General features: G+C 45.5%; 19 protein-coding genes. 10 read left to right on the top strand and 9 right to left on the bottom strand.

Annotated features, from left to right (window positions below):
- Positions 1-10: 10 nt before the first annotated feature.
- Positions 11-1912 carry a molecular chaperone DnaK gene (dnaK, locus tag AC5ZC7_RS04710; protein ID WP_496162566.1) on the bottom strand — a complete coding sequence of 634 codons (1902 nt, stop codon included), beginning with the start codon at positions 1910-1912 and terminating at the stop codon, positions 11-13.
- Between the two features lie 331 nt (positions 1913-2243).
- Here dnaK and AC5ZC7_RS04705 point away from each other — a divergent pair, with 331 nt between their 5' ends.
- From AC5ZC7_RS04705 to AC5ZC7_RS04690, 4 genes are all read left to right on the top strand, one after another.
- Entirely contained in the window at positions 2244-3563 is a 1320-nt protein-coding gene (locus AC5ZC7_RS04705) for an OmpA family protein (protein WP_496162565.1), read from the top strand.
- Positions 3564-3682: 119 nt separating this feature from the next.
- A complete protein-coding gene (locus tag AC5ZC7_RS04700) occupies positions 3683-4165 on the top strand; it encodes a GNAT family N-acetyltransferase (protein ID WP_496162564.1) in 483 nt (160 codons plus the stop codon).
- 84 nt (positions 4166-4249) lie between these two features.
- Positions 4250-4825 (top strand): TDE1717 family outer membrane beta-barrel protein, encoded by a 576-nt coding sequence (locus AC5ZC7_RS04695; RefSeq protein ID WP_496162563.1) that lies wholly within the window; start codon positions 4250-4252, stop codon positions 4823-4825.
- Between the two features lie 195 nt (positions 4826-5020).
- Positions 5021-6949 carry an arginine--tRNA ligase domain-containing protein gene (locus AC5ZC7_RS04690; RefSeq protein ID WP_496162562.1) on the top strand — a complete coding sequence of 643 codons (1929 nt, stop codon included), beginning with the start codon at positions 5021-5023 and terminating at the stop codon, positions 6947-6949.
- 233 nt (positions 6950-7182) lie between these two features.
- On the opposite strand, the gene AC5ZC7_RS04685 is transcribed toward AC5ZC7_RS04690, so the two are convergent.
- The 3 genes from AC5ZC7_RS04685 to lepB form a co-directional block, all read right to left on the bottom strand.
- Positions 7183-7581, bottom strand: coding sequence for a hypothetical protein (locus AC5ZC7_RS04685; RefSeq protein WP_496162561.1), 399 nt, complete (start codon positions 7579-7581; stop codon positions 7183-7185).
- A gap of 78 nt (positions 7582-7659) precedes the next feature.
- A complete protein-coding gene (cdd, locus tag AC5ZC7_RS04680; protein WP_496162560.1) occupies positions 7660-8148 on the bottom strand; it encodes a cytidine deaminase in 489 nt (162 codons plus the stop codon).
- 111 nt (positions 8149-8259) lie between these two features.
- Entirely contained in the window at positions 8260-9456 is a 1197-nt protein-coding gene (gene lepB, locus AC5ZC7_RS04675) for a signal peptidase I (protein WP_496162559.1), read from the bottom strand.
- Between the two features lie 176 nt (positions 9457-9632).
- Here lepB and AC5ZC7_RS04670 point away from each other — a divergent pair, with 176 nt between their 5' ends.
- Positions 9633-10523, top strand: coding sequence for a MerR family transcriptional regulator (locus AC5ZC7_RS04670; protein ID WP_496162558.1), 891 nt, complete (start codon positions 9633-9635; stop codon positions 10521-10523).
- Here AC5ZC7_RS04670 and AC5ZC7_RS04665 read toward each other — a convergent pair.
- Both AC5ZC7_RS04665 and AC5ZC7_RS04660 read right to left on the bottom strand, forming a co-directional pair.
- Complete coding sequence (locus AC5ZC7_RS04665) at positions 10506-11153, bottom strand: alpha/beta fold hydrolase (RefSeq protein WP_496162557.1); 648 nt, start codon at positions 11151-11153, stop codon at positions 10506-10508. The two genes, AC5ZC7_RS04670 and AC5ZC7_RS04665, sit on opposite strands and share 18 nt — an antisense overlap.
- A 5-nt stretch (positions 11154-11158) precedes the next feature.
- Positions 11159-12343, bottom strand: a complete 1185-nt coding sequence (locus tag AC5ZC7_RS04660) for a sigma 54-interacting transcriptional regulator (RefSeq protein WP_496162556.1) — start codon at positions 12341-12343, stop codon at positions 11159-11161.
- A gap of 103 nt (positions 12344-12446) precedes the next feature.
- On the opposite strand from AC5ZC7_RS04660, the gene AC5ZC7_RS04655 reads away from it, so the two are divergent.
- The 3 genes from AC5ZC7_RS04655 to cysM all read left to right on the top strand — a co-directional run bounded on the left by AC5ZC7_RS04655 (position 12447) and on the right by cysM (position 14836).
- Complete coding sequence (locus AC5ZC7_RS04655) at positions 12447-12995, top strand: GrpB family protein (RefSeq protein WP_496162555.1); 549 nt, start codon at positions 12447-12449, stop codon at positions 12993-12995.
- Positions 12996-13134: 139 nt separating this feature from the next.
- A complete protein-coding gene (locus AC5ZC7_RS04650) occupies positions 13135-13950 on the top strand; it encodes a serine O-acetyltransferase (RefSeq protein WP_496162554.1) in 816 nt (271 codons plus the stop codon).
- Positions 13951-13954: 4 nt separating this feature from the next.
- Positions 13955-14836 carry a cysteine synthase CysM gene (gene cysM / locus AC5ZC7_RS04645; protein ID WP_496162553.1) on the top strand — a complete coding sequence of 294 codons (882 nt, stop codon included), beginning with the start codon at positions 13955-13957 and terminating at the stop codon, positions 14834-14836.
- A 122-nt stretch (positions 14837-14958) separates the two neighbouring features.
- On the opposite strand, the gene AC5ZC7_RS04640 is transcribed toward cysM, so the two are convergent.
- Positions 14959-15942 carry a pyruvate dehydrogenase complex E1 component subunit beta gene (locus tag AC5ZC7_RS04640; RefSeq protein ID WP_496162552.1) on the bottom strand — a complete coding sequence of 328 codons (984 nt, stop codon included), beginning with the start codon at positions 15940-15942 and terminating at the stop codon, positions 14959-14961.
- 196 nt (positions 15943-16138) lie between these two features.
- On the opposite strand from AC5ZC7_RS04640, the gene AC5ZC7_RS04635 reads away from it, so the two are divergent.
- Entirely contained in the window at positions 16139-16750 is a 612-nt protein-coding gene (locus AC5ZC7_RS04635) for a hypothetical protein (RefSeq protein WP_496162551.1), read from the top strand.
- A gap of 122 nt (positions 16751-16872) precedes the next feature.
- On the opposite strand, the gene AC5ZC7_RS04630 is transcribed toward AC5ZC7_RS04635, so the two are convergent.
- Positions 16873-18045 carry an acetyl-CoA C-acyltransferase gene (locus AC5ZC7_RS04630; protein ID WP_496162550.1) on the bottom strand — a complete coding sequence of 391 codons (1173 nt, stop codon included), beginning with the start codon at positions 18043-18045 and terminating at the stop codon, positions 16873-16875.
- A 119-nt stretch (positions 18046-18164) separates the two neighbouring features.
- Positions 18165-18554, bottom strand: a complete 390-nt coding sequence (locus AC5ZC7_RS04625) for a T9SS type A sorting domain-containing protein (protein WP_496162548.1) — start codon at positions 18552-18554, stop codon at positions 18165-18167.
- Positions 18555-18699: 145 nt separating this feature from the next.
- Here AC5ZC7_RS04625 and dnaG point away from each other — a divergent pair, with 145 nt between their 5' ends.
- Positions 18700-20667 (top strand): DNA primase, encoded by a 1968-nt coding sequence (gene dnaG, locus AC5ZC7_RS04620; RefSeq protein ID WP_496162547.1) that lies wholly within the window; start codon positions 18700-18702, stop codon positions 20665-20667.
- Positions 20668-20762 lie beyond the last annotated feature (95 nt).

Raw genomic sequence — 20762 nt, 5'->3', positions numbered from 1 at the left:
CTAACTATGCTTATTTCACTTCTTCGAACTCAGCATCTGTTACGCCATCGTTCGCAGCGTTAGGTTGACCCTGTTGCTGACCGCCGGCCTGAGCACCTTCTGGCTGGCCCTGAGAAGCTTTGTAGAGCTCTTCAGAAGCAGCAGTCCATGCAGCTTCCAGTTCAGCAGTAGCGGTATCCAGCTGCGCACCGTTCTGAGATTTATGTGCTTCTTTCAATTTGTCCAGTGCAGTTTCGATCGTTGCTTTTTTATCAGCAGGCAGTTTGTCGCCGTATTCTTTGATCTGTTTTTCGGTTTGGAAGATCAGGCTATCTGCTTTGTTCAGCTTTTCGATCTGCTCACGTTGTTCTTTATCGGCAGATTCGTTGGCTTTCGCTTCGGCTTTCATCTTTTCGATTTCGTCTTTGCTCAAACCGCTACCAGCTTCAATCTTGATGTTCTGAGTTTTACCGGTGCCTTTATCTTTCGCTGTTACGTGCAGGATACCGTTGGCATCGATATCGAAAGTTACTTCGATTTGCGGAACGCCACGTGGAGCCGGAGGAATATCACCTAAGATAAAGCGGCCCAGTGTTCTGTTCTGGTTAGCCATTGGTCTTTCACCTTGCAGTACATGGATTTCCACGCTAGGCTGGCTATCTGCTGCGGTAGAGAAAGTTTCAGATTTTTTGCTTGGAATAGTGGTATTGGATTCGATCAGTTTGGTCATTACACCGCCCATTGTTTCGATACCCAGTGACAGTGGGGTAACGTCCAGTAACAGTACGTCTTTCACTTCACCTGTCAGTACACCACCCTGGATAGCAGCACCTACGGCTACTACTTCATCCGGGTTTACACCTCTGTTAGGTTTTTTACCGAAGAATTTTTCAACTACTTCCTGGATTTTAGGAATACGGGTAGAACCACCTACCAATATCACTTCATCAATTTCGGAAGTGTTCATACCGGCATCTTTCAGCGCTTTGCGGCAAGGTTCCAGTGTTCTTTCCACCAGTTCGTCGCTCAGTTGCTCAAATTTAGCACGGGTTAATTTTTTCACTAAGTGCTTAGGAACACCGTCTACTGCAGTGATGTAAGGAAGGTTGATTTCAGTTTCCTGGGAAGAAGACAATTCAATTTTGGCTTTTTCCGCAGCTTCTTTCAAACGCTGCCATGACATTGGATCTTTATGTAAATCTACTGCTTCATCTTTCTTGAATTCGTCTGCCAGCCAATCCATGATCACTTTATCGAAGTCGTCACCACCCAGGTGGGTATCACCGTTGGTAGATTTTACTTCAAATACGCCATCACCTAATTCGAGGATAGAGATATCGAAGGTACCACCACCAAGGTCAAATACTGCGATTTTGCTATCCTGGTGTTTTTTGTCCATACCATAAGCCAGTGCCGCAGCAGTAGGCTCATTGATAATACGGCGAACCGTTAAGCCGGCGATTTCACCTGCTTCTTTGGTAGCCTGACGTTGTGCATCGTTAAAGTAAGCTGGTACGGTGATTACGGCTTCGGTTACTTCCTGGCCTAAATAATCTTCCGCAGTTTTCTTCATTTTCTGCAGGATCATTGCTGAAATCTCCTGCGGCGTATATAATCTGCCGTCTATATCGATACGAGTGGTGTTGTTATCACCTTTTACCACTTTATATGTAACGTGCGTCAGTTCATTGGCTACTTCATTGAAGTGACGACCCATGAAACGCTTCACTGACATAATAGTGTTTACGGGGTTGGTAATAGCCTGACGCTTTGCAGGGTCACCTACTTTCCTTTCTCCGTTCTTTAAAAAAGCCACTACAGATGGGGTTGTTCTCCTGCCCTCATCATTGGCAATCACTACCGGTTCGTTACCTTCCATTACGGCAACGCATGAATTGGTAGTTCCTAAGTCAATGCCTATTATTTTTCCCATAGTATTAAAGATTATCCTTTAGTTGTAAGTATGTTATTGTGTTTGTCGTTCGTTTGTCAATGATTATGCCAACCAAAAAAATATGAAATTATGTCAGTCAGGTGCCCTATATTTGATTGAAATATTTAGTTATTAAGCCGTTTAAGCTATTTTACCTGCTCCTGATAACTAAATAACCCAACACACAAAATTGTTCATAACCTCGCCCTTCTTTCAGCTATTTCATTCCTGACCTACCCGTTTTATTGTCAAAATTGTATAACCTAACGTTATTCTTATGAACAAATCCATGCTTTGGAAGGCTGTATGCTTGCTGCTAGCAATCTCCCCAATGATTAGCCAGGCCCAGGATCAACCATCCACCAAATCTGCCGCTGGCGCAACTCCATCTGTACGATTATTCCGTGGTCCGAGCGACTACAAAACCTGGTCCATTGGCGTCAATGGCGGTATGCTGGCCCCTGTGGTACCTACCGGTGGCAGTAATGACTTTACCAAATGGAAGGGGGACTTTGGTTATGGCGGCTACGTGAAATACCAGATCCTGCACTTCCTGGCGTTAAGAGCTGACTATGTAGGCGGCAAATTACAGGCAGATAACAGTAAAAACCTGGGCAATGGAAACCCGTTAGTCAGCCCCTACAAATCTTTTGAAACCAAACTCCCCTGGTCTGCCAGCTTAAACGCGGTGTTTAATATTACCACGGTCAACTGGTTGTTCCGGGAAAACTTTGTATCCCTGTATGCCTCTGTGGGCGGTGGTTTAGCCGGTTACAAACCCACCCTGGAATTAAACAACGGTACTAAAGTAAACTATACATCAGACGACAAAGCCATTAAGGAACTGATTATCCCGGTAGGCGCCGGCCTGAAATTCAGGCTGTCAGAGTTTATCAACCTGGATCTCGGTTATACGATGTATTATACTGACGGCGACAACCTGGATGGTTATCCGCATGGCCCCAACAAGGATAAGTACTCCTATGGCTATGCCGGGCTGGAATTTGCTTTGGGCAAGAAAGGCAAAAAACAGCTCCAGTGGCATAACCCTGCCAGCGCCATGTACGATGAACTCCAGGCACAGAAAGCCACATTGGCAAGCGCCCTGGATGCCGCTAATCAAAACAATGCCAGGTTGACGGCTGACGTGGATAAACTGACAAAAGACAGCGACGGCGATGGCGTTTCTGACTTCTTCGATAAATGCCCCGGCACACCGGCTAATACCAAGGTAGATGGCTCCGGCTGCCCACTGCCAGAACCGGTAATAGAAAAGAAGGAAGAAAAAATAGTGATTACGGAAGAAGACAACCGTATTGTTAAAGAAGCCATCCAGAACCTGGAATTTGAATTCGCCAAAGCCAGTATCAAGCCTCATTCCTACCCTGCGCTGGACAGAGTGGCGGAACTCCTGAAACGTAAGAACCTGAATCTGAAACTCAGCGGCCATACTGACAATGTTGGTAATAAAGAACGCAACCTCGCCCTGTCAAGAGAAAGAGCCGAGTCTGTGAAAGCCTACCTCGTGGGCAAAGGTGTAAATGCTTCCAAAATTGAAGCCGTAGGTTATGGCATGAGCCAGCCTATTGCCAGCAATAAAACCGCTGCAGGCAGACAAAAGAACAGAAGAGTAGAGTTTACGATATTCTAGAATTAAGAATTACGAATTACGGATTACGGATTTGCAGGGAAATGGTAAACGCGAAGATTATTCGCTATTATCTCCCTACAAATCCGTAATTCGTAATTCGTAATTCGTAATTTTATTTTATGGAAATCACAATCAGAACGATAGTCTCCGCCGATGACCCAACACTAGCCAACATCGTAAAAACCACCCTCACCGAATTTGGCATGAATAAGGCAGGTACTGCATTTTCAGATCCTACCACGGACCATTTATCTGTAGTGTACAGCATTCCCCGCGCCACTTACTATGTGGCTGAAGCGGAAGGCCGCATTATAGGCGGTGCCGGTATTCACCCACTGGATGGCGGAGAAGCGCATGTATGCGAACTGCAAAAAATGTATCTGCTCCCGGAAGCCCGTGGTAAAGGCCTGGCAGGCAAACTAATTAGCCTGTGCCTGGACTTCGCTAAACAAAATGGCTATACGCAATGCTACCTGGAAACGGCACCTGAACTTGCCCGTGCAAGAAAAGTCTACGAACAATTTGGCTTCCGGTACCTGACAGGCCCCCTGGGAAATACCGGCCATTTTGGCTGTGACAACTGGATGTTAAAGGATTTATAAGTTTTCTACATACGGGGTATCCCCCGCTACTTTTATTAAACGGCATGTTTATTGACGATTGGGCCGGTACATAAAAGACATATCATGAAAAAACTTATTCTGTGTGGCATCCTGGCCATCGGAACTATGCTGACAGCCAAAGCGCAAGAAGTAAGCTTTGGCGTAAAAGGAGGATTAAACATTGCGAAACTCACCGCTTACGACGATTCCAAGGCACTGGCAGGCTTCCATGTAGGTGGTCTGGTACACATCGGGCTCAATGACAGCTGGGCCATTCAGCCTGAATTACTGTATTCTGCACAAGGCACGAAACGGACTAACGTTCTCGGGATTGGAAACATTCCGGGCACGGTGAAACTCAACTATGTAAATATACCCGTAATGGTACAATACACCATTGCAGACGCATTCTTCGTGGAAGCAGGTCCGCAACTGGGCATCCTGGCAAGCGCCAAATACCGGGTAAACAACCGTACATCAGATTATAAAGACTATACGCAGTCTATCGATTTCGGACTAGGCTTTGGTTGTGGTTATCAGTTTGATATGGGCCTGGGGGTGAATGCCCGCTATAACTTTGGCCTGACCAATGTTTTCGACAACGACAACACCAATCATAAAAACGCTGTAGCTCAAATAGGGCTGTTTTATCAGTTCTAATAGAGCAGAAAGCGTAAAGCAGAAAGCATAAAGCTACTATAGCGAATGAACTTTGCGAGTTTAATATACGCATTGATCATTCGCTATAGTAGCTTTATGCTTTCTGCTTTACGCTTTCTGCTCTATCCTTTCAGCTTTCTGCTTTGCACTATCTGCTTTTTGCTATCTTTGCCCCTCGCATTAATCATTTTCAGCATGAGTGTTGTACAATCCATCAGAACGGCCGCTGTGGCCGCCATTAAATCACTTTACGATCAGCCAGTGGTTGAAACAGATATTTCAATCAATACTACCAAGCCTGAATTCGAGGGTGAGTATACCATTGTTGTTTTCTCTTTCACCAAATTCAGCCGACAAAAACCGGAAGAAACCGGACAACGCATAGGGGAATACCTGACTACCCACTACCCTGAACTGGTTACCCGCTTCAACGTAGTAAAAGGGTTTTTAAACCTGAGCATCAACGATGCTTACTGGACACAATTCCTCCAAACCAGCTACCAGGATGTAAACATTGGTATACAGCCCGCCAATGGTAAAAAGATCATGGTGGAGTATTCATCTCCCAATACCAACAAACCATTGCACCTGGGGCATCTTCGTAATAACTTCCTTGGTTATTCCATCGCGGAAATTATGAAGGCCAACGGTTTTGAAGTTATTAAAGCTAACCTGGTAAATGACCGGGGCATTCACATCTGCAAATCCATGCTGGCCTGGCAGTTATTTGCCCATGGCGATACTCCTGCCACTACCGGTATTAAAGGCGATCACCTGGTAGGCGACTACTATGTGAAGTTTGAATCTGTTGTAAAAGAACAGGCAGAACCTATTATTGACCGGGTACTGGAAAGTAACTTCAGCGACTTTGATGGCGCTGAAATCGAAAAACTGGAAAAGCTCGTTACCGCCCTGCATAAACCGGAAGTAAAAGAGGATAAAGAAAAGACCGGCAAGATCATGGACGACATCAAAGAGATGTCGCGTAATAAAACTGAGATCATGCAACAGGCCAAAATCATGCTGCAGCAATGGGAAGCCGGCAACCCCGAAGTACGGGAACTGTGGGCAACTATGAACAGCTGGGTATATGAAGGTTTTGACCAGACCTACAAACGCCTCGGCATTGATTTCGATAAGATGTACTATGAGAGTGATACCTACCTGTTAGGTAAAGATCTCGTGACAGAAGGACTGGAGAAAGGTGTATTATTCAAAAAAGAAGATAACTCCGTATGGATAGACCTCACCGCAGACGGGCTGGATCAGAAGCTCCTGCTCCGTGGTGATGGCACCTCGGTTTATATGACACAGGACCTGGGTACCGCGCGTTTAAAATACGAGGATTACCACATGGACCAGAGTGTATATGTAGTGGCAGATGAACAAAACTACCACTTCAAAGTATTACAGTTGATCCTGGAAAAACTGCATGAGCCTTCTGCACCAGGTATTCTGCATCTCAGCTACGGCATGGTGGAATTACCACATGGCCGTATGAAAAGCCGGGAAGGAACGGTGGTAGATGCAGACGACATGGTAGTAGAAATGGTGCAGGCTGCGGAAGAACAAACCAAAAGTTCCGGCAAAAACCTGGAAACTTTTTCTGCAGACGAACTACATGACCTGTATGACATCGTGGGTTTAGGTGGTCTGAAATTCTTCCTGCTGCGGGTAGATCCTAAAAAGAAAATGATCTTTGATCCAAAGGAATCTATCGACCTGCATGGATTTACCGCTACGTTCATTCAATATGCACATGCGCGTATTAAATCTATAATCAGGGAAGTAGGCCCGGTAGCTGATCTTGACAAATTCCAATACACCGGTGAATTATTACCATTAGAAAGAGAGCTGATAAAACTGAATGAACAGTTCCCGGCTGTATTAGCAGAAGCTTCTCGTGAGTTGAGTCCATCCGTGATTGCAAATTATATTTTCGCTATTGCGCAATCATTCAATTCTTTTTATGCTGAAAAGATAGATGGTATTTATACCTATTCTGTTACAAGAGCCGCTACAGAAGAAAAGAAAAAATTACGGTTACAAATCATCATGCTCACTGCCAATATCATTAAACAGGGCATGAAGCTAATGGGTATACGCGTACCTGAACGCATGTAGAAAAGAAAAGTATATTATAAAAATAGGGTGGCCTCATTTACTGGCGAAAGAGCAATCTTCCGGCGATAAATGAGGCCACCCTGCTTTTTAGGCAGGTAGTCAAAACAAAAACGCTGCGATCCTTTCGGTTCGCAGCGTTAGCAACCTACAGCCATTGCAGACCGAAGTTGCCGAAAAAAATACCACAGTAAGCAGCAACGAAAAAAGGAGCTTGCCTTTCCTTTATGCGCCGTTTAAAATCCTTCTACACTGTGGCAAATAATTTTATCGGGTATCTCTTTTTTTTCTTCTACCAGGAGTGCCTTATCACACCATGCGGCGCCTGTTGTGGCATCACCCGCACCCATATACGATTTCCCCAGCATAAACATAGCAAATGCATTCCCGGGTTGCAAATGTAACACCTTCTTCCATTGTATTATTGCCCGCTTATACAATTTTCTGCTATATAGGTCATGCGCCTGTTGTTCATATTTTGTGGCTGTAGCTGACGTATCTTTTACAACGTATTGGCTTGCCCAATCGTTCACTGCCGGCGGCTGTTTTTTATAAAACACACCTGCTGCTGATACACTATAGCATACCGAAAATAACCATATGATAAGGATACTGGTGAGCTGGCAGGGTTTCATGAGTCGCGGCACTTATGGGGTGCCTGACAAATATAGATAATATATAATTTATATACAATAAATTATATATCCATTTTTTTACAGGTTAAGCTCATCGCCACTAAAGGAAAGTGGTAATAAATCATTCGCACGGTTTACCACATATACTTTTCCACTTAAACCGCCCATCACTAACCGGATGGGGGCATCTTGTTTATTTTCATATTCTGCCAGGGTTTGCCGGCATATACCACAGGGTGAAATAGGGTGTGAACTCTCCCCGTTGATATTATGATAACTAATTGCAATGGTATCAATACCGATATTAGGATATACAGAAGCCGCAGAAGCCAGCGCCACTCTTTCTGCACAAAGGCCAATAGGGAAAGACGCATTTTCCTGGTTAGATCCTGCTATAATTTCCCCGTTATCCAACCGGATGACCGCGCCTACCTGGAAATGAGAATAAGGTGCATAAGCATGTGCTGTTACCTCCCTGGCTTCTTTCAGCAACCAGGCATCCGCATCATCAAGCCCATTGATATCATTATAAACGAGGTATTCAATATGCAACAGTTGTTTTTCCATATCAGCGTTTTTGGGTTATCTACGGCCGCGAGCCTGCCGGGGTAAGACAACTACGGACCGGCTATATGCCGGTCCGTAAGTTACTTTAAATTATTTTCAGGTACAATTTACTTACTTGATATTTCTGAAGATACGGCTCCAGCGGATACCGCCTTCTCCGTAACTCATCCAGATCAGCCACGCCTTACCTACTACGTGATCTTCCGGTACAAAGCCCCAGAAGCGGGAATCGAGGGAATTGTTGCGGTTATCCCCCATCATCCAGTAATAGTTCATTTTGAAAGTATAGCTATCAGCAGCTTGTCCGTTGATGAGGAATTTACCCTCTCTTCTTTCCAGGGTATTGCCTTCATACACACGGATGATACGGTCGTACAGGGCAATATTGCTTTCATCGAGTTTCACCGTAGCACCTTTCTTCGGCACGTACATAGGACCAAAATTTTCATCTGTCCATTTGAAATGTGCAGTATCGTGTGGGAAAACAGCGTTATAGTTGAAGTCTGCGAAATTCGCTTCTTCGTAAAGTGTTACATTTTTAACAATAGGGAATTGTTTGATAGCTGCAACGTTTGCCGGAGTAAGGTTGTACAGGAATTTGCTGCCATCTATCTGGTAGAAGTCAGGCGCAGTAGTAGCTATGCCTAATTCTTCCAGGCGGCTGGAATTCAACTGATCACCGGTAGTTTCCACAATGTATTTATGCTGGCTGCCAGGAGGTACCGGCGCCGCTTTTCCATTGATGTAAACAGCACCGTGAATGATTTGCAGGGTGTCGCCCGCCTGTGCCATACAACGTTTGATATAATTCTCACGTTTATCTACCGGACGGGTAATAATTTGATAAGAGTTCTGTACTGACTGCCAGCCCGTTGCTCTTACCATGTTGTAATAACTTGGATCCGGTGAATCTATTGCTACGGTATCACCTTCCGGGAAGTTGAATACCACTACATCATAGCGTTTGATATCGGAGAAGCCGGGTAAACGTCTGTATTTCCATTTTACGGCTTCAGAGTAAGCTTTAGCGGATTTAGTGAACGGCAGGGTGTGATGTACAAAAGGTACTGCCAGGGGAGTCATCGGGATACGTGGACCGTAACTGATCTTGCTTACAAACAGGAAGTCGTTTACAAGTAAGGTCTTTTCCATGGAAGGGGTCGGGATCGTATAGGCCTCAAAAATGAAGGTGCGGATAAGCGTGGCTGCTATGATAGCGAAGATACCAGCGTCTAACCATTCTCTAACCGCAGATTTCTTTTTCTTTGGCTGACTGTCTTTGTTTTTTTTCCAAAATGCCAGGTTCATTCAGTTACGCTTATTAGATGCTTAAAAAGGCAAATATAATATTCTGTCGTTAGCCAGTAGCTTTTACTTTCGAAAAGTTTTCTTAAAAATAGATTAAAACGGACTTTATTATAATTTTCACCTATATAGAGCTGCCACGGATGAATTAATTACATTTGGCTTTTACTATACCAGCGTTGAACACATTTACTATAAAGGATATTGAAAACTTTACCGGTATAAAGGCCCACACGATAAGAATATGGGAACAACGTTATCCACTTTTTCTGGCCCGAAGGAAGGACACTAACCATAGAACCTACGATAGCGAAGATCTCAAAACGTTATTGCGCATCGCCTACTTATACCACCACGGGGTCAAGATCTCGCGCATCGCTGCTTTGTCTGATACGGAACAGCAAGCGCTTTCGCTGGAGATTGGTACAACAGGTACATCTTCCCTGTTGCAGGTCAACGAGTTAATTGCCGCTACCCTGGACTATGACCATGCCCGTTTTGAGCGCATTTTTTACAACCAGGTACTACACCTCGGATTTGAAAAATGTATTACCCGGGTGGTATATCCTTTCCTTGAAAAGATTGGCCTGCTTTGGCTCACCGGCCAGGTAATTCCCGCCCAGGAACATTTTTCGTCCAATATTATCCGCACTAAAATCATGACTGCTATTGATGGACAGCCTATGAATATGGCTTCCACAGCGCATTTCCTGTTATTTTTACCGGAGGGGGAATTGCATGAAATACCTTTACTGTATGTACAGTATCTCTTAAAAAAACAAGGTAAACTGGTCACCAGCTTCGGTCCCAATGTGCCTTTAGACGACCTGGAATCGTTTATAACAGCGAAAAAGGTCACGCACATTTATACCCATCTGCTCACCAGTATCTCTCCGGCTGCTATCAATGATCTGGCACAACAACTGAGCAAACAGTATCCGGCTGTGCATATCCTGATGGCGGGTCCTCAAACGAAGCAGCTCACGCTTCCCTTGCCGGGAAATGTGCATATAGTAGATAGCCTGGAAAAACTACTGGCATGTATCGCCGGTTTAGAGTACGCCGGCTAATATCTGGTTGATTTCGTTGGCCCGGTTTAGCACCATAAAGTGGCCACCATCGGGAATCAGGTGGGTAGGCCGTAGGTATTTGATGGGGAAAGGCATGTCTTTGGCGCCATGAATATGTACCAACCCTTCCGGCACTTGTTCATTTTCCCAATGCAGGATAGCATTCACTGCCCAGCGCATATAGGTATAATCGCGCTTCGCGAGATATTCATTTACCAGTGCCCGCTCTTCATTCGTTTCAATATTGAGGAATTTCCTGACAATAATATTCCTGCGTTGGTAAAGAATACTATCCGGGAGTTTATGCAGGCCTAATCGCTTTACCCAGTTGTAATACGGGGGTTTTTCTGAAGTTTGCTTGATGCTGGAGAGCAGGATATTTTTTTCTACGGGGATATGCCTGGCTATTTCCAGGCTCATGATTCCACCAAAGGATACCCCGATGATGGAAACAGGCCCATCGGCCGTGATGCCTTTCGCCATGCGGGCGGCATACTGGCCGATGGGTTCATCCTGCAGGGGAGCAATCCAATGCAGGTGATGCACCTGGTAGTTGGAGGGAAAGCGCAGGTTATTAAAAATGCGCTCATCCGCTCCCAGTCCACTGATCAGATACAGGTGTTTTTGCATATCGGTTAAGAGCTTACTCTTTTCTTATCACGGTTAGGTACCACGAAGTCGTCCACGTCTTCGGTTGTAATGGTTTTACCTGACAGAATGATCAGGCGTTCCACTACGTTGCGCAGTTCGCGGATATTACCGGTCCAGTTATGATTTTGCAGGGCCTTCATGGCATCCTTATCAATGGCTTTGCGGGAAATACCGTATTCACTGCAAACGCTGTCGAGGAAGCTGTCTACCAGTAAAGGAACGTCTTCTCTACGGTCGTTCAGGGAAGGTACATGGATCAGGATCACGCTGAGGCGGTGATACAAATCGAGGCGGAAGTTCTTTTCTTCCACTTCCTGCAGCAGGTCTTTATTGGTAGCGGCTACTACGCGCACGTCTACACTGATTTCTTTATCGCCACCTACGCGGGTAATTTTACCTTCCTGTAAAGCGCGCAACACTTTGGCTTGTGCGCTCAGGCTCATATCGCCTATTTCATCCAGGAAAAGGGTACCGCCGCTGGCTTGTTCGAACTTGCCGATACGTTGTTTTACCGCAGAAGTAAAAGATCCTTTTTCATGACCAAACAATTCACTTTCTATCAACTCGCCGGGAATGGCTGCACAGTTTACTTCTACCATAGGACCGGAAGCGCGGTTGCTGCGTTCATGCAGCCAGCGGGCCACCAGTTCCTTTCCTACCCCGTTTTCGCCGGTTACCAGTACGCGGGCGTCTGTAGGCGCTACCTTTTCGATGGTTTCCTTAATTTTCAGGATGGGGTTGGACTGACCAATCATTTCCGGCACCTTATTGACTTTGCGGCGCAGGGTTTTGGTTTCCGTTACCAGCGTAGTTTTATCCATGGCATTACGCAGGGTAATGAGCAGGCGATTCAGGTCAGGGGGTTTGGAAATATAGTCATAGGCGCCTTTTTTCACTGCGTCTACTGCTGTATCAATGTTACCGTGGCCGGATACCATGATAATAGGGATATCGCCGTTCACTTCTCTCGCTTTCTCGAGGAATTCCAGTCCGTCCATTTTAGGCATTTTGATGTCGCACAAAACGGCATCATATGATTTTGCCTGGAACATTTTAAACCCTTCCAGGCCGTCGGCGGCCTCATCTACCTTATACCCTTCATAACTTAAAATTTCCGTGAGCGTTTTACGAATGCTTTTTTCGTCGTCTATTATCAGAATATTAGCCATAATCAGTTTTGATTTTGCATTGTCTGCAATCGGTGCAATTTACACAACGGGCAAAAATAAAGATTAATCAGTTAAAATTGCAGGATATCTAAGAGGATTTAACATGTCCGAAACAATTGAGATTGTACCTTATAACGCTCTTTGGCCGGAAGAATACCAGGAAATTGCGTTACAATTGCGTAATGCCCTTGGCGACTATGCCTTAGCCATCGACCATATTGGTTCTACCAGTGTACCGGGATTACCGGCCAAAGATGTGATGGATATACAGGTAACCGTTACTTCGCTGGACCTGCCGCTGGAGCCATTATTGACGCAGCTGGGCTATAAGCCGGCGAAACACCTTGTTGACCACCGGCCACCAGGCCGGGAAGACCTGCCGGCAGCGGAGCTCATGAAACATTTTTATTCCCGGCAGCACCGGCGTGTTAACCTGCATGTACGGGTATTGGGCCGGTTTAATCAACGTTATGCCCTGTTGTGCCGGGACTACCTGCGCACCCATCCCTTTGCGGCGAGGGCTTATGCAGAGATAAAGCAACAACTCTCCCGCTATTTCCCGGATAATGCGGACGCCTATTATGATATCAAAGATCCGGTGTTTGACCTGATTATGGAGGGTGCTTATGAATGGTCCCGCGAGCGTTTATAGCTGTAGTGTTTTAGCAGCCGGTTTAAGGAACTTACACTCCGGGCTTTAAAGTTGAAATTTAACTAATAGTCTACTACCTTTACAGAGTATTAAAGCGAAATTTCAATACAGTGCCAATACCTGTAATATCCATCCGCATATGACGAATGATTTTTTGGAAGAGCTGAAACGGCGGCACCAACTGGCAGCAGCGAGTGCTTATCCGGCTACCGATGCAGTAGATGAATTTGTGAGCAACCTGGTAAACTGGTTATTTCCGGAGCATAAAGGTCAGGTGATTACTGATCCGGCCGTGCTGGAGCAATACAGCCATCAACTGGATCTGCAACTGCAACGGTTGTTACAATCTATGGAGCACCAGTTGCCGGCAGATGCGGGTACGCTGAGCACTACTTTTATGAATAAAGTGCCGGTGATTTATGATGAGTTAACGAAAGATGCCAGCGCGATGTACCAGGGCGATCCGGCAGCTTCCTGTATATACGAAGTAATCCGCGCCTACCCCGGCTTTTATGCTATTGCATTTTACCGCATTGCGCATGCCCTGTATAACCTGCATATACCGGTATTACCGCGTATGATTACGGAACTGGCGCATTCCCGCACTGGTGTGGATATTCACCCTGGCGCAGTGATTGCACCCTGGTGTTGTATAGATCATGGTACCGGCATTGTAATTGGAGAAACCACCGTGATAGGCCCGCATGTAAAGCTGTACCAGGGCGTTACCCTGGGAGCTTTGAGCATAGAAAAAAGTATGGCGCGCAGCAAACGGCATCCTACTATTGAAGAGCATGTAGTGATTTATGCCGGCGCCACTATTTTAGGGGGTGATACCGTAGTAGGCCATCACAGTGTAATTGGCGGTAATGTGTGGCTGATTAAAAGTGTAGAACCTTTCTCCCGGATTTATTATAAAGCAGAACATAAATTTTCAGATACAAACCAGGACTAGTATAATGGCTTCCATCATAGATCTGATCGGTAATACACCGATGGTAGAATTAAAGAATATCTCCGTAAATCCGGCAGTAAAAATATTTGCCAAGCTGGAAGGTAATAATCCCGCCGGCAGTGTTAAAGACCGCGCCGCTTACAACATGATCAAATGTGCGCTGGACAGGGGGGATATTAAACCCGGGATGAAATTAATTGAAGCAACCAGCGGCAATACGGGTATTGCGCTGGCCATGATCGCCAGTTTATTCGGGCTGGAAATAGAGCTGGTAATGCCCGCAGATGCTACCCGCGAGCGTGTACTCACGATGGAAGTATATGGCGCAAAAGTAACGCTTACGCCTAAGGAACAGTCTATGGAAGGCTCTATAGACTATGCCAACAGCAAAGTAGCGGGTGGTGGTTATTTCATGCTGAACCAGTTTGCCAACCCGGACAACTACGGTATGCACTATAAAACGACCGGTCCGGAAATATGGAAGGATACCGCAGGCCAGGTCACCCATTTTGTAAGTGCGATGGGAACTACCGGCACTATTATGGGGGTATCGCGCTATTTAAAAGAACAAAATCCGTCGATACAGATAGTAGGTTGCCAGCCCACAGAAGGATCCAAAATTCCAGGCATCCGTAAGTGGCCGGAAGCTTATCTCCCTAAAATATTTGAAAGACCAAGAGTAGACAGGATCATGGATATTTCAGAGGCAGAAGCCAGAACCATGACCAAACGGCTGGCAAAAGAGGAAGCCGTGTTTTGTGGTATGAGCAGTGGTGGCGCCGTAGCGGCGGCGGTGCGGGTATCGCAGGATTTAAGCAGCGGCATTATTGTGTGTATTATCTGTGATCGTGGCGACCGGTATTTATCGAGTGACTTGTTTTCCTGAGCAGAAAGCTAAAAGCATAAAGCAAAAAGCTATTAAAGCGAATGATATAAGCGAGTATTTATTACTCATATGCTTAAATCATTCGCTTTAATAGCTTTTTGCTTTATGCTTTTAGCTTTCTGCTATTTCTTCATGTACATTACTTCTTTCACCAGTTTCACGGTACGCTCAACATCTGGCAGGTATAATTTCACCAGGTTAGGCGCATAGTGCATAGGAGCATCCTGTGCAGTGATACGGCGGATTGGTGCATCCAGGTAGTCGAAACCTTCTTTCTGGATACGGTAAGTGATTTCAGAAGAGATGCTCGCAAAAGGCCATTGTTCTTCTACGATTACCAGGCGGTTGGTTTTCTTCACAGATTCCAGGATAGTGAACCAATCCAACGGACGGATGGTACGCAAATCGATTACTTCTGCTTCGATACCTTCTTTTGCCAGTTCTTCTGCTGCACCCAGTGCTACTTTCATCATTTTGTTGAAAGATACAATGGTAACATCTTTACCTGCACGTTTGATATCTGCTTTACCGATTGGAATGATGTATTCTTCTTCAGGCACTTCACCCATATCGCCGTACATCATCTCACTTTCCATGAAAACAACCGGATCGTCATCGCGGATAGCCGCTTTGAGCAAACCTTTTGCATCATATGGGTTAGATACGGATATTACTTTCAGCCCCGGGATATTGGCATAGTAGCTTTCGAAAGCAGTAGAGTGCTGAGCACCGAGCTGTCCTGCAGAACCGTTAGGTCCACGGAAAACGATCGGGCAACCTACTTGTCCACCACTCATCGCGAGCATTTTAGACGCAGTATTGAGGATCTGATCCAACGCCAGTACAGCGAAGTTCCAGGTCATGAATTCAAGAACCGGACGCAGACCGTTCTGAGCGGCACCAACACCAATGGCAGTAAATCCAAGTTCTGCAATGGGCGTGTCAATTACGCGTTTTGGACCAAACTCATCCAGCATTCCCTGGCTCACTTTATAAGCACCATTGTATTCGGCTACTTCCTCCCCCATAAGGAATACCCGTTCATCACGGCGAAATTCCTCCTGCAGGGCTTCTCTTATGGCTTGTCTGAAAGCTATCTGACGCATGCTATTCTTATTGAAAGTTTAAATGCCTTTATTGAAAGGCAGGGCAAAAATATTGTTTGTTCACGAAAAAGCAAAGCAAACACCCGATTAATAATTATTATACCGCTGGCAGGCACATTGTTGGTGATTAATTAAAATAAATACATATATTTATATTTTAAACTTTATTGAAGCCCGCCAACAATTTCCCGCTGTCATGATTACGATCACTATCCTCACCTTATGCTTTTTAGCAGCCCTATCCTGCAGGATTAAAAAAGTGAAAGCACCGGTTTTACACGCCCTTTTATGGTATGCACACATAGTGCTGGCCTGCTTTGCGGTGATCTGCCTGTTGTTGATGCTGAATAGCTATGGCTTTAAAGGCACCCAAACAGAAAGGATTTTCTTTACCCTGTATGCCGGCACTGGGATGTTGCTATATGGATTAACAAAACCAGACAATGACGCCAAATACGCCTACCTGCTCTGCTTTTTCGGGTTCCCGTTTGTGCTGCTACTGGGTTTGCTCTTGCCGTTTACGCGTACCATCACGCTGGTAGCCGCTATCACGCTCCTGAACGACAGCGAGTTTCATCGCTATAATATCGACGATGATTATGCCCTGCAAACAAAAACCACCAGTATCTTATCTACTTATCCAGCTTATAGCCTGGTGGCCGATAAATATTTATTCTTTGAGCAGGTGATACCGGATGTGGTTAATCCTATGGCGCCCGTACATTTCCTGAAGACGACAAAACGTGGGGCAGACAGCGTGCGGATACAGTTGAATAACCTGGATACAGTACTCACAATTAACCGATAGCTGAAAGCCGAAAGCATAAAGCACAAAGCTATTGTAGCGAATGAACTTTGCGAATATTAATAAACGCATTGATCATTCGCTACAATAGCTTTGTGCTTTATGCTTTCGGCTTTCAGCTTCTACTATACTTTCTCGATAATAATAGCACTGGCGCCACCACCACCATTACAGATACCTGCTACCCCATAGCGGGCGTTTGTTTCGTGTAAAATGGAGTTGAGCGTTACCACGATACGTGCACCACTGCAACCAATCGGATGGCCCATGGCTACTGCACCGCCCCAAACATTTACTTTGTCCATAGGCAGGCCCAGGTCCTTCGCATTCGCAATCGGTACGCAGGAAAATGCTTCGTTTACTTCTGCATAATCCATATCGCCGATTTTCATACCGGCTTTTGCCAATGCATTATTAATAGCTTTTACCGGTGTGGTGGTAAACCATTCCGGCGCCTGGGATGCGTCTGCAAAGCTTACGATTTTAGCCAGTGGCTTTAAACCCAGCGCCTTCAGTTTTTCGCCGCTTACCAATACCATGGCAGCTGCACCGTCGTTGAGATTGGAAGCATTGGCGGCCGTGATGGTGCCAGCTTTCTGGAAACTTGGTTTCAGGGTAGGCACTTTTTCAAAGATGACTTTTTTATAGTCTTCATCTTCTGCCACGGTTACTACCTGTTTGCCAGGCACCTGTACCGGCACTACTTCGGCTTTGAAATAACCTTTCTCCCAGGCAGCCGCTGCACGCTTGTAGCTTTCTATCGCGTAGGCGTCCTGGTCTTCACGGGTGATTTTATATTCGGTAGCACACAGTTCTGCTGCGTTCCCCATGTGGAAATCCTTGTAAGGATCCCAGAGTCCGTCGCGGATAATACCGTCGATAATGTTACCGTGACCCAGCTTATATCCGCTGCGGGCTTTGTCGAGGTAGTAAGGTGCTGCGCTCATGTTTTCCATGCCGCCGGCTACTACTACGTCGTTATCGCCCAGCATAATGCTTTGGGCACCCAGCATAATGGCTTTCATGCCGGAAGCACACACCTTATTGACGGTGGTACAAGGCACGTTGTTGGGAACACCTGCCGCGAGGCTGGCCTGGTTAGCCGGAGCCTGACCCAGGTTGGCGCTGAGTACATTCCCCATATACACTTCATTCACTTCTGCCGCAGCAATACCGGCTCTTTCGAGGGCGGCTTTGATCACGGTAGCACCGAGTTGCGTAGCCGGAACGCCTGCCAGCGCGCCATTGAATGAACCTATAGGGGTGCGGGCCGTAGCTACTATAAATACTTCTTTCATCTGATAAATAAGATTGATTTGGCTAGTTTATAATCTACCAAATATAAGGAAAGATGAACGAACAATAATGGCGCTGCAGATACGGTCTGCTGCGCCATTACTATTTATCGTTTTATACCTTACTGAATCACTACCGGGATTGCCTTTTCCTTTCCGGCACCTTTATGGAGGATGTAATACACCCCTTTGGGCTGTGCGCCCAGGTCCAGCGCCAGTTGCTTGTCTTTCATTATTTCCGTTTGCACCAAAGTGCCATTACTGCTGAACACCTGTATCAGCAACGGTGTGGCAGGTGCTTTGGCCAGCTGCAGGTACACATCGCCGGCAGATGGGTTAGGGAAAACGTTGAGTTTAGTGGCAGTAAGTCCTGTTGCTGTGGAGCTGCTCACCGGGTCTGCCTGGTGTAGCGGTGGTATTTGTAGTGTATCTCTTTGTATAGCAGCATCAGCTTTGGCTGCATTATTGAAAATCAATACACTAAGCACAAATAGGAGTAGATGTTTAATCATAGGGATCGGTTTTTATTTTGAGGATATACGATAAAATTATGCAATTTTTCTCTCATTTAATTTTTTTAACATATTTATTATCTGGTATAGCCAACTTTCCGGCTTCGTCAATTTCCCGTATGTTTGCAGTTGGATTATTTGCATCGTGATATCTCAAAACTCCATACAACAGATCCTCAGTCGCATTGACATTGTGGAAATAGTGGGTTCCTTCGTAAAGTTGAAAAAGAGAGGCGCCAACTACCTGGGTTTGTGTCCGTTTCACAACGAAAAATCCCCATCTTTCACCGTATCTCCCGGCAAAGAGATTTATAAATGTTTTGGTTGCGGCGCCAGCGGCAATTCCATCAGCTTCATCATGGAGCATGAGAAATATTCTTATGTGGAAGCGTTACGTTGGCTGGCACAACGGTACCAGGTAGAACTGGAAGAAACGGAAGTAAGTCCGGAGCTGAAGCAACATCAGCTAATGGCAGATAGCTTGTTTATTATTAACAGCTATGCCCGTGAATATTTTACCGATACCCTTTTCAATAAACCAGAAGGACAGAATGTAGGTCTCAGTTACTTTGAAGAACGCGGATTTACGGAAGAAACGATCAAAAAGTTTCAACTGGGTTACTGTCTGAATACTTTTGACTCCTTCGCAAAATCAGCACTGGACAAGGGTTACAACCTGGAATACCTGCAAAAAACGGGCTTGGTCACTATTCGTAATGATCAGCCGGCAGATAATTACCGGGGCCGGGTTATTTTCCCTATTCATAATCAGTCCGGGAAGATTCTCGGATTTGGGGCGCGTATCCTGGTGAAATCGGACCGGGCGCCGAAATACATCAATTCTCCCGAAAATGAAATCTATGTAAAGCACCGGGTCCTGTATGGTACTTACTTTGCCAGGCATGCCATTGACAAGCTCAATGAATGCTTGCTGGTAGAGGGTTATACTGACGTAATTTCCCTGCACCAGGCAGGCGTGGAAAACGTGGTAGCCTCCAGTGGTACTTCCCTCACACAGGATCAGTTACGGCTGATAAAGAAATACACCAACAACCTCACTATCCTCTATGATGGCGACAGCGCCGGTGTGAAAGCCGCATTGCGCGGACTTGACATGGCCATTGAGGAAGGGCTGAATGTGAAGCTGGTACTGCTGCCGGACAAAGAAGATCCGGACAGTTATGTACAGAAAATAGGCGCCGCTGCTTTCCGTGAATTCATCCAGGACAATAAACAGGACTTCGTACTGTTTAAACTCCAGTTGAGCATGCAGGAAGCGGGCACCGACAGCAATAAAAAATCTCAGCTGGTCAATGAAATTGCGGAAACCATTTCCAAAATTGACAAGACAGAAGATTTTACCCGGCAACAGGATTATATCCGTCAATGCAGCCAGTTATTGCACATTGATGAGCAGGGGTTGATACAGTTGGTCAATAAGTTTATCCGCGACCGGCTTGTAAAACGGGAACAGGCGCACGCGCGCAACAATCCCGCTCCTGATGATGATGGATTAAGTGAAGAAGCCATTGCAGCCATGGAAGCGGCCGAAACAGGTATTTCGGTAGAATCCCTGATCAACGGGCATGAAAAACAAGAAAAGGCGCTCGTAAAAATCCTGTTACGTTTTGGCGATAAGTCTTTTAAAGAAGACGACAATAGTACGGTGGCAGATTATGTGTTTCATTTGCCCTACGACTTTGAGGCGCTGGCAGAAAGTGAGCTGGTGAAAAGGATTTTAAGGGAATACAAAGCTTTGTATGATGCCGGGAATCTCCAGGATAAACGCTGGTTCCTTTATCATGAAGATCAACAGTTTTCAAAAGAGATTGCCAATATCCTCGAAGATCAGGAAGCCGATCTCAGTATGAAATGGAAAGAGGAATTTGAAATTGATACGGTTTATGGAGATAATGCTTACCTGCAGGATACCATTTCCACGACCAATTACCTGATACTCCGGAAAATCAAAAAGCTGATTTACGAAAACCAGGAAGAGGCAAAGAAAGCTACTGACATGGATCAGATTATGAGTTGCCTGGAAATGCAGAAACATCTTAATGCACTGGAAAAAGAACTGACCAACGGTATGGGTACCGTTATTTTCAAATAATAATTACGAATTACGGATTTGTGAGTAGATATAAGCGAATGTTAATTTTCGCGTTTACTATCTACTCACAAATCCGTAATTCGTAATTCGTAATT

Source organism: Chitinophaga sp. 9-1-y, from assembly GCF_059511905.2.
This window is presented reverse-complemented; position numbering and strand designations above follow the sequence as displayed.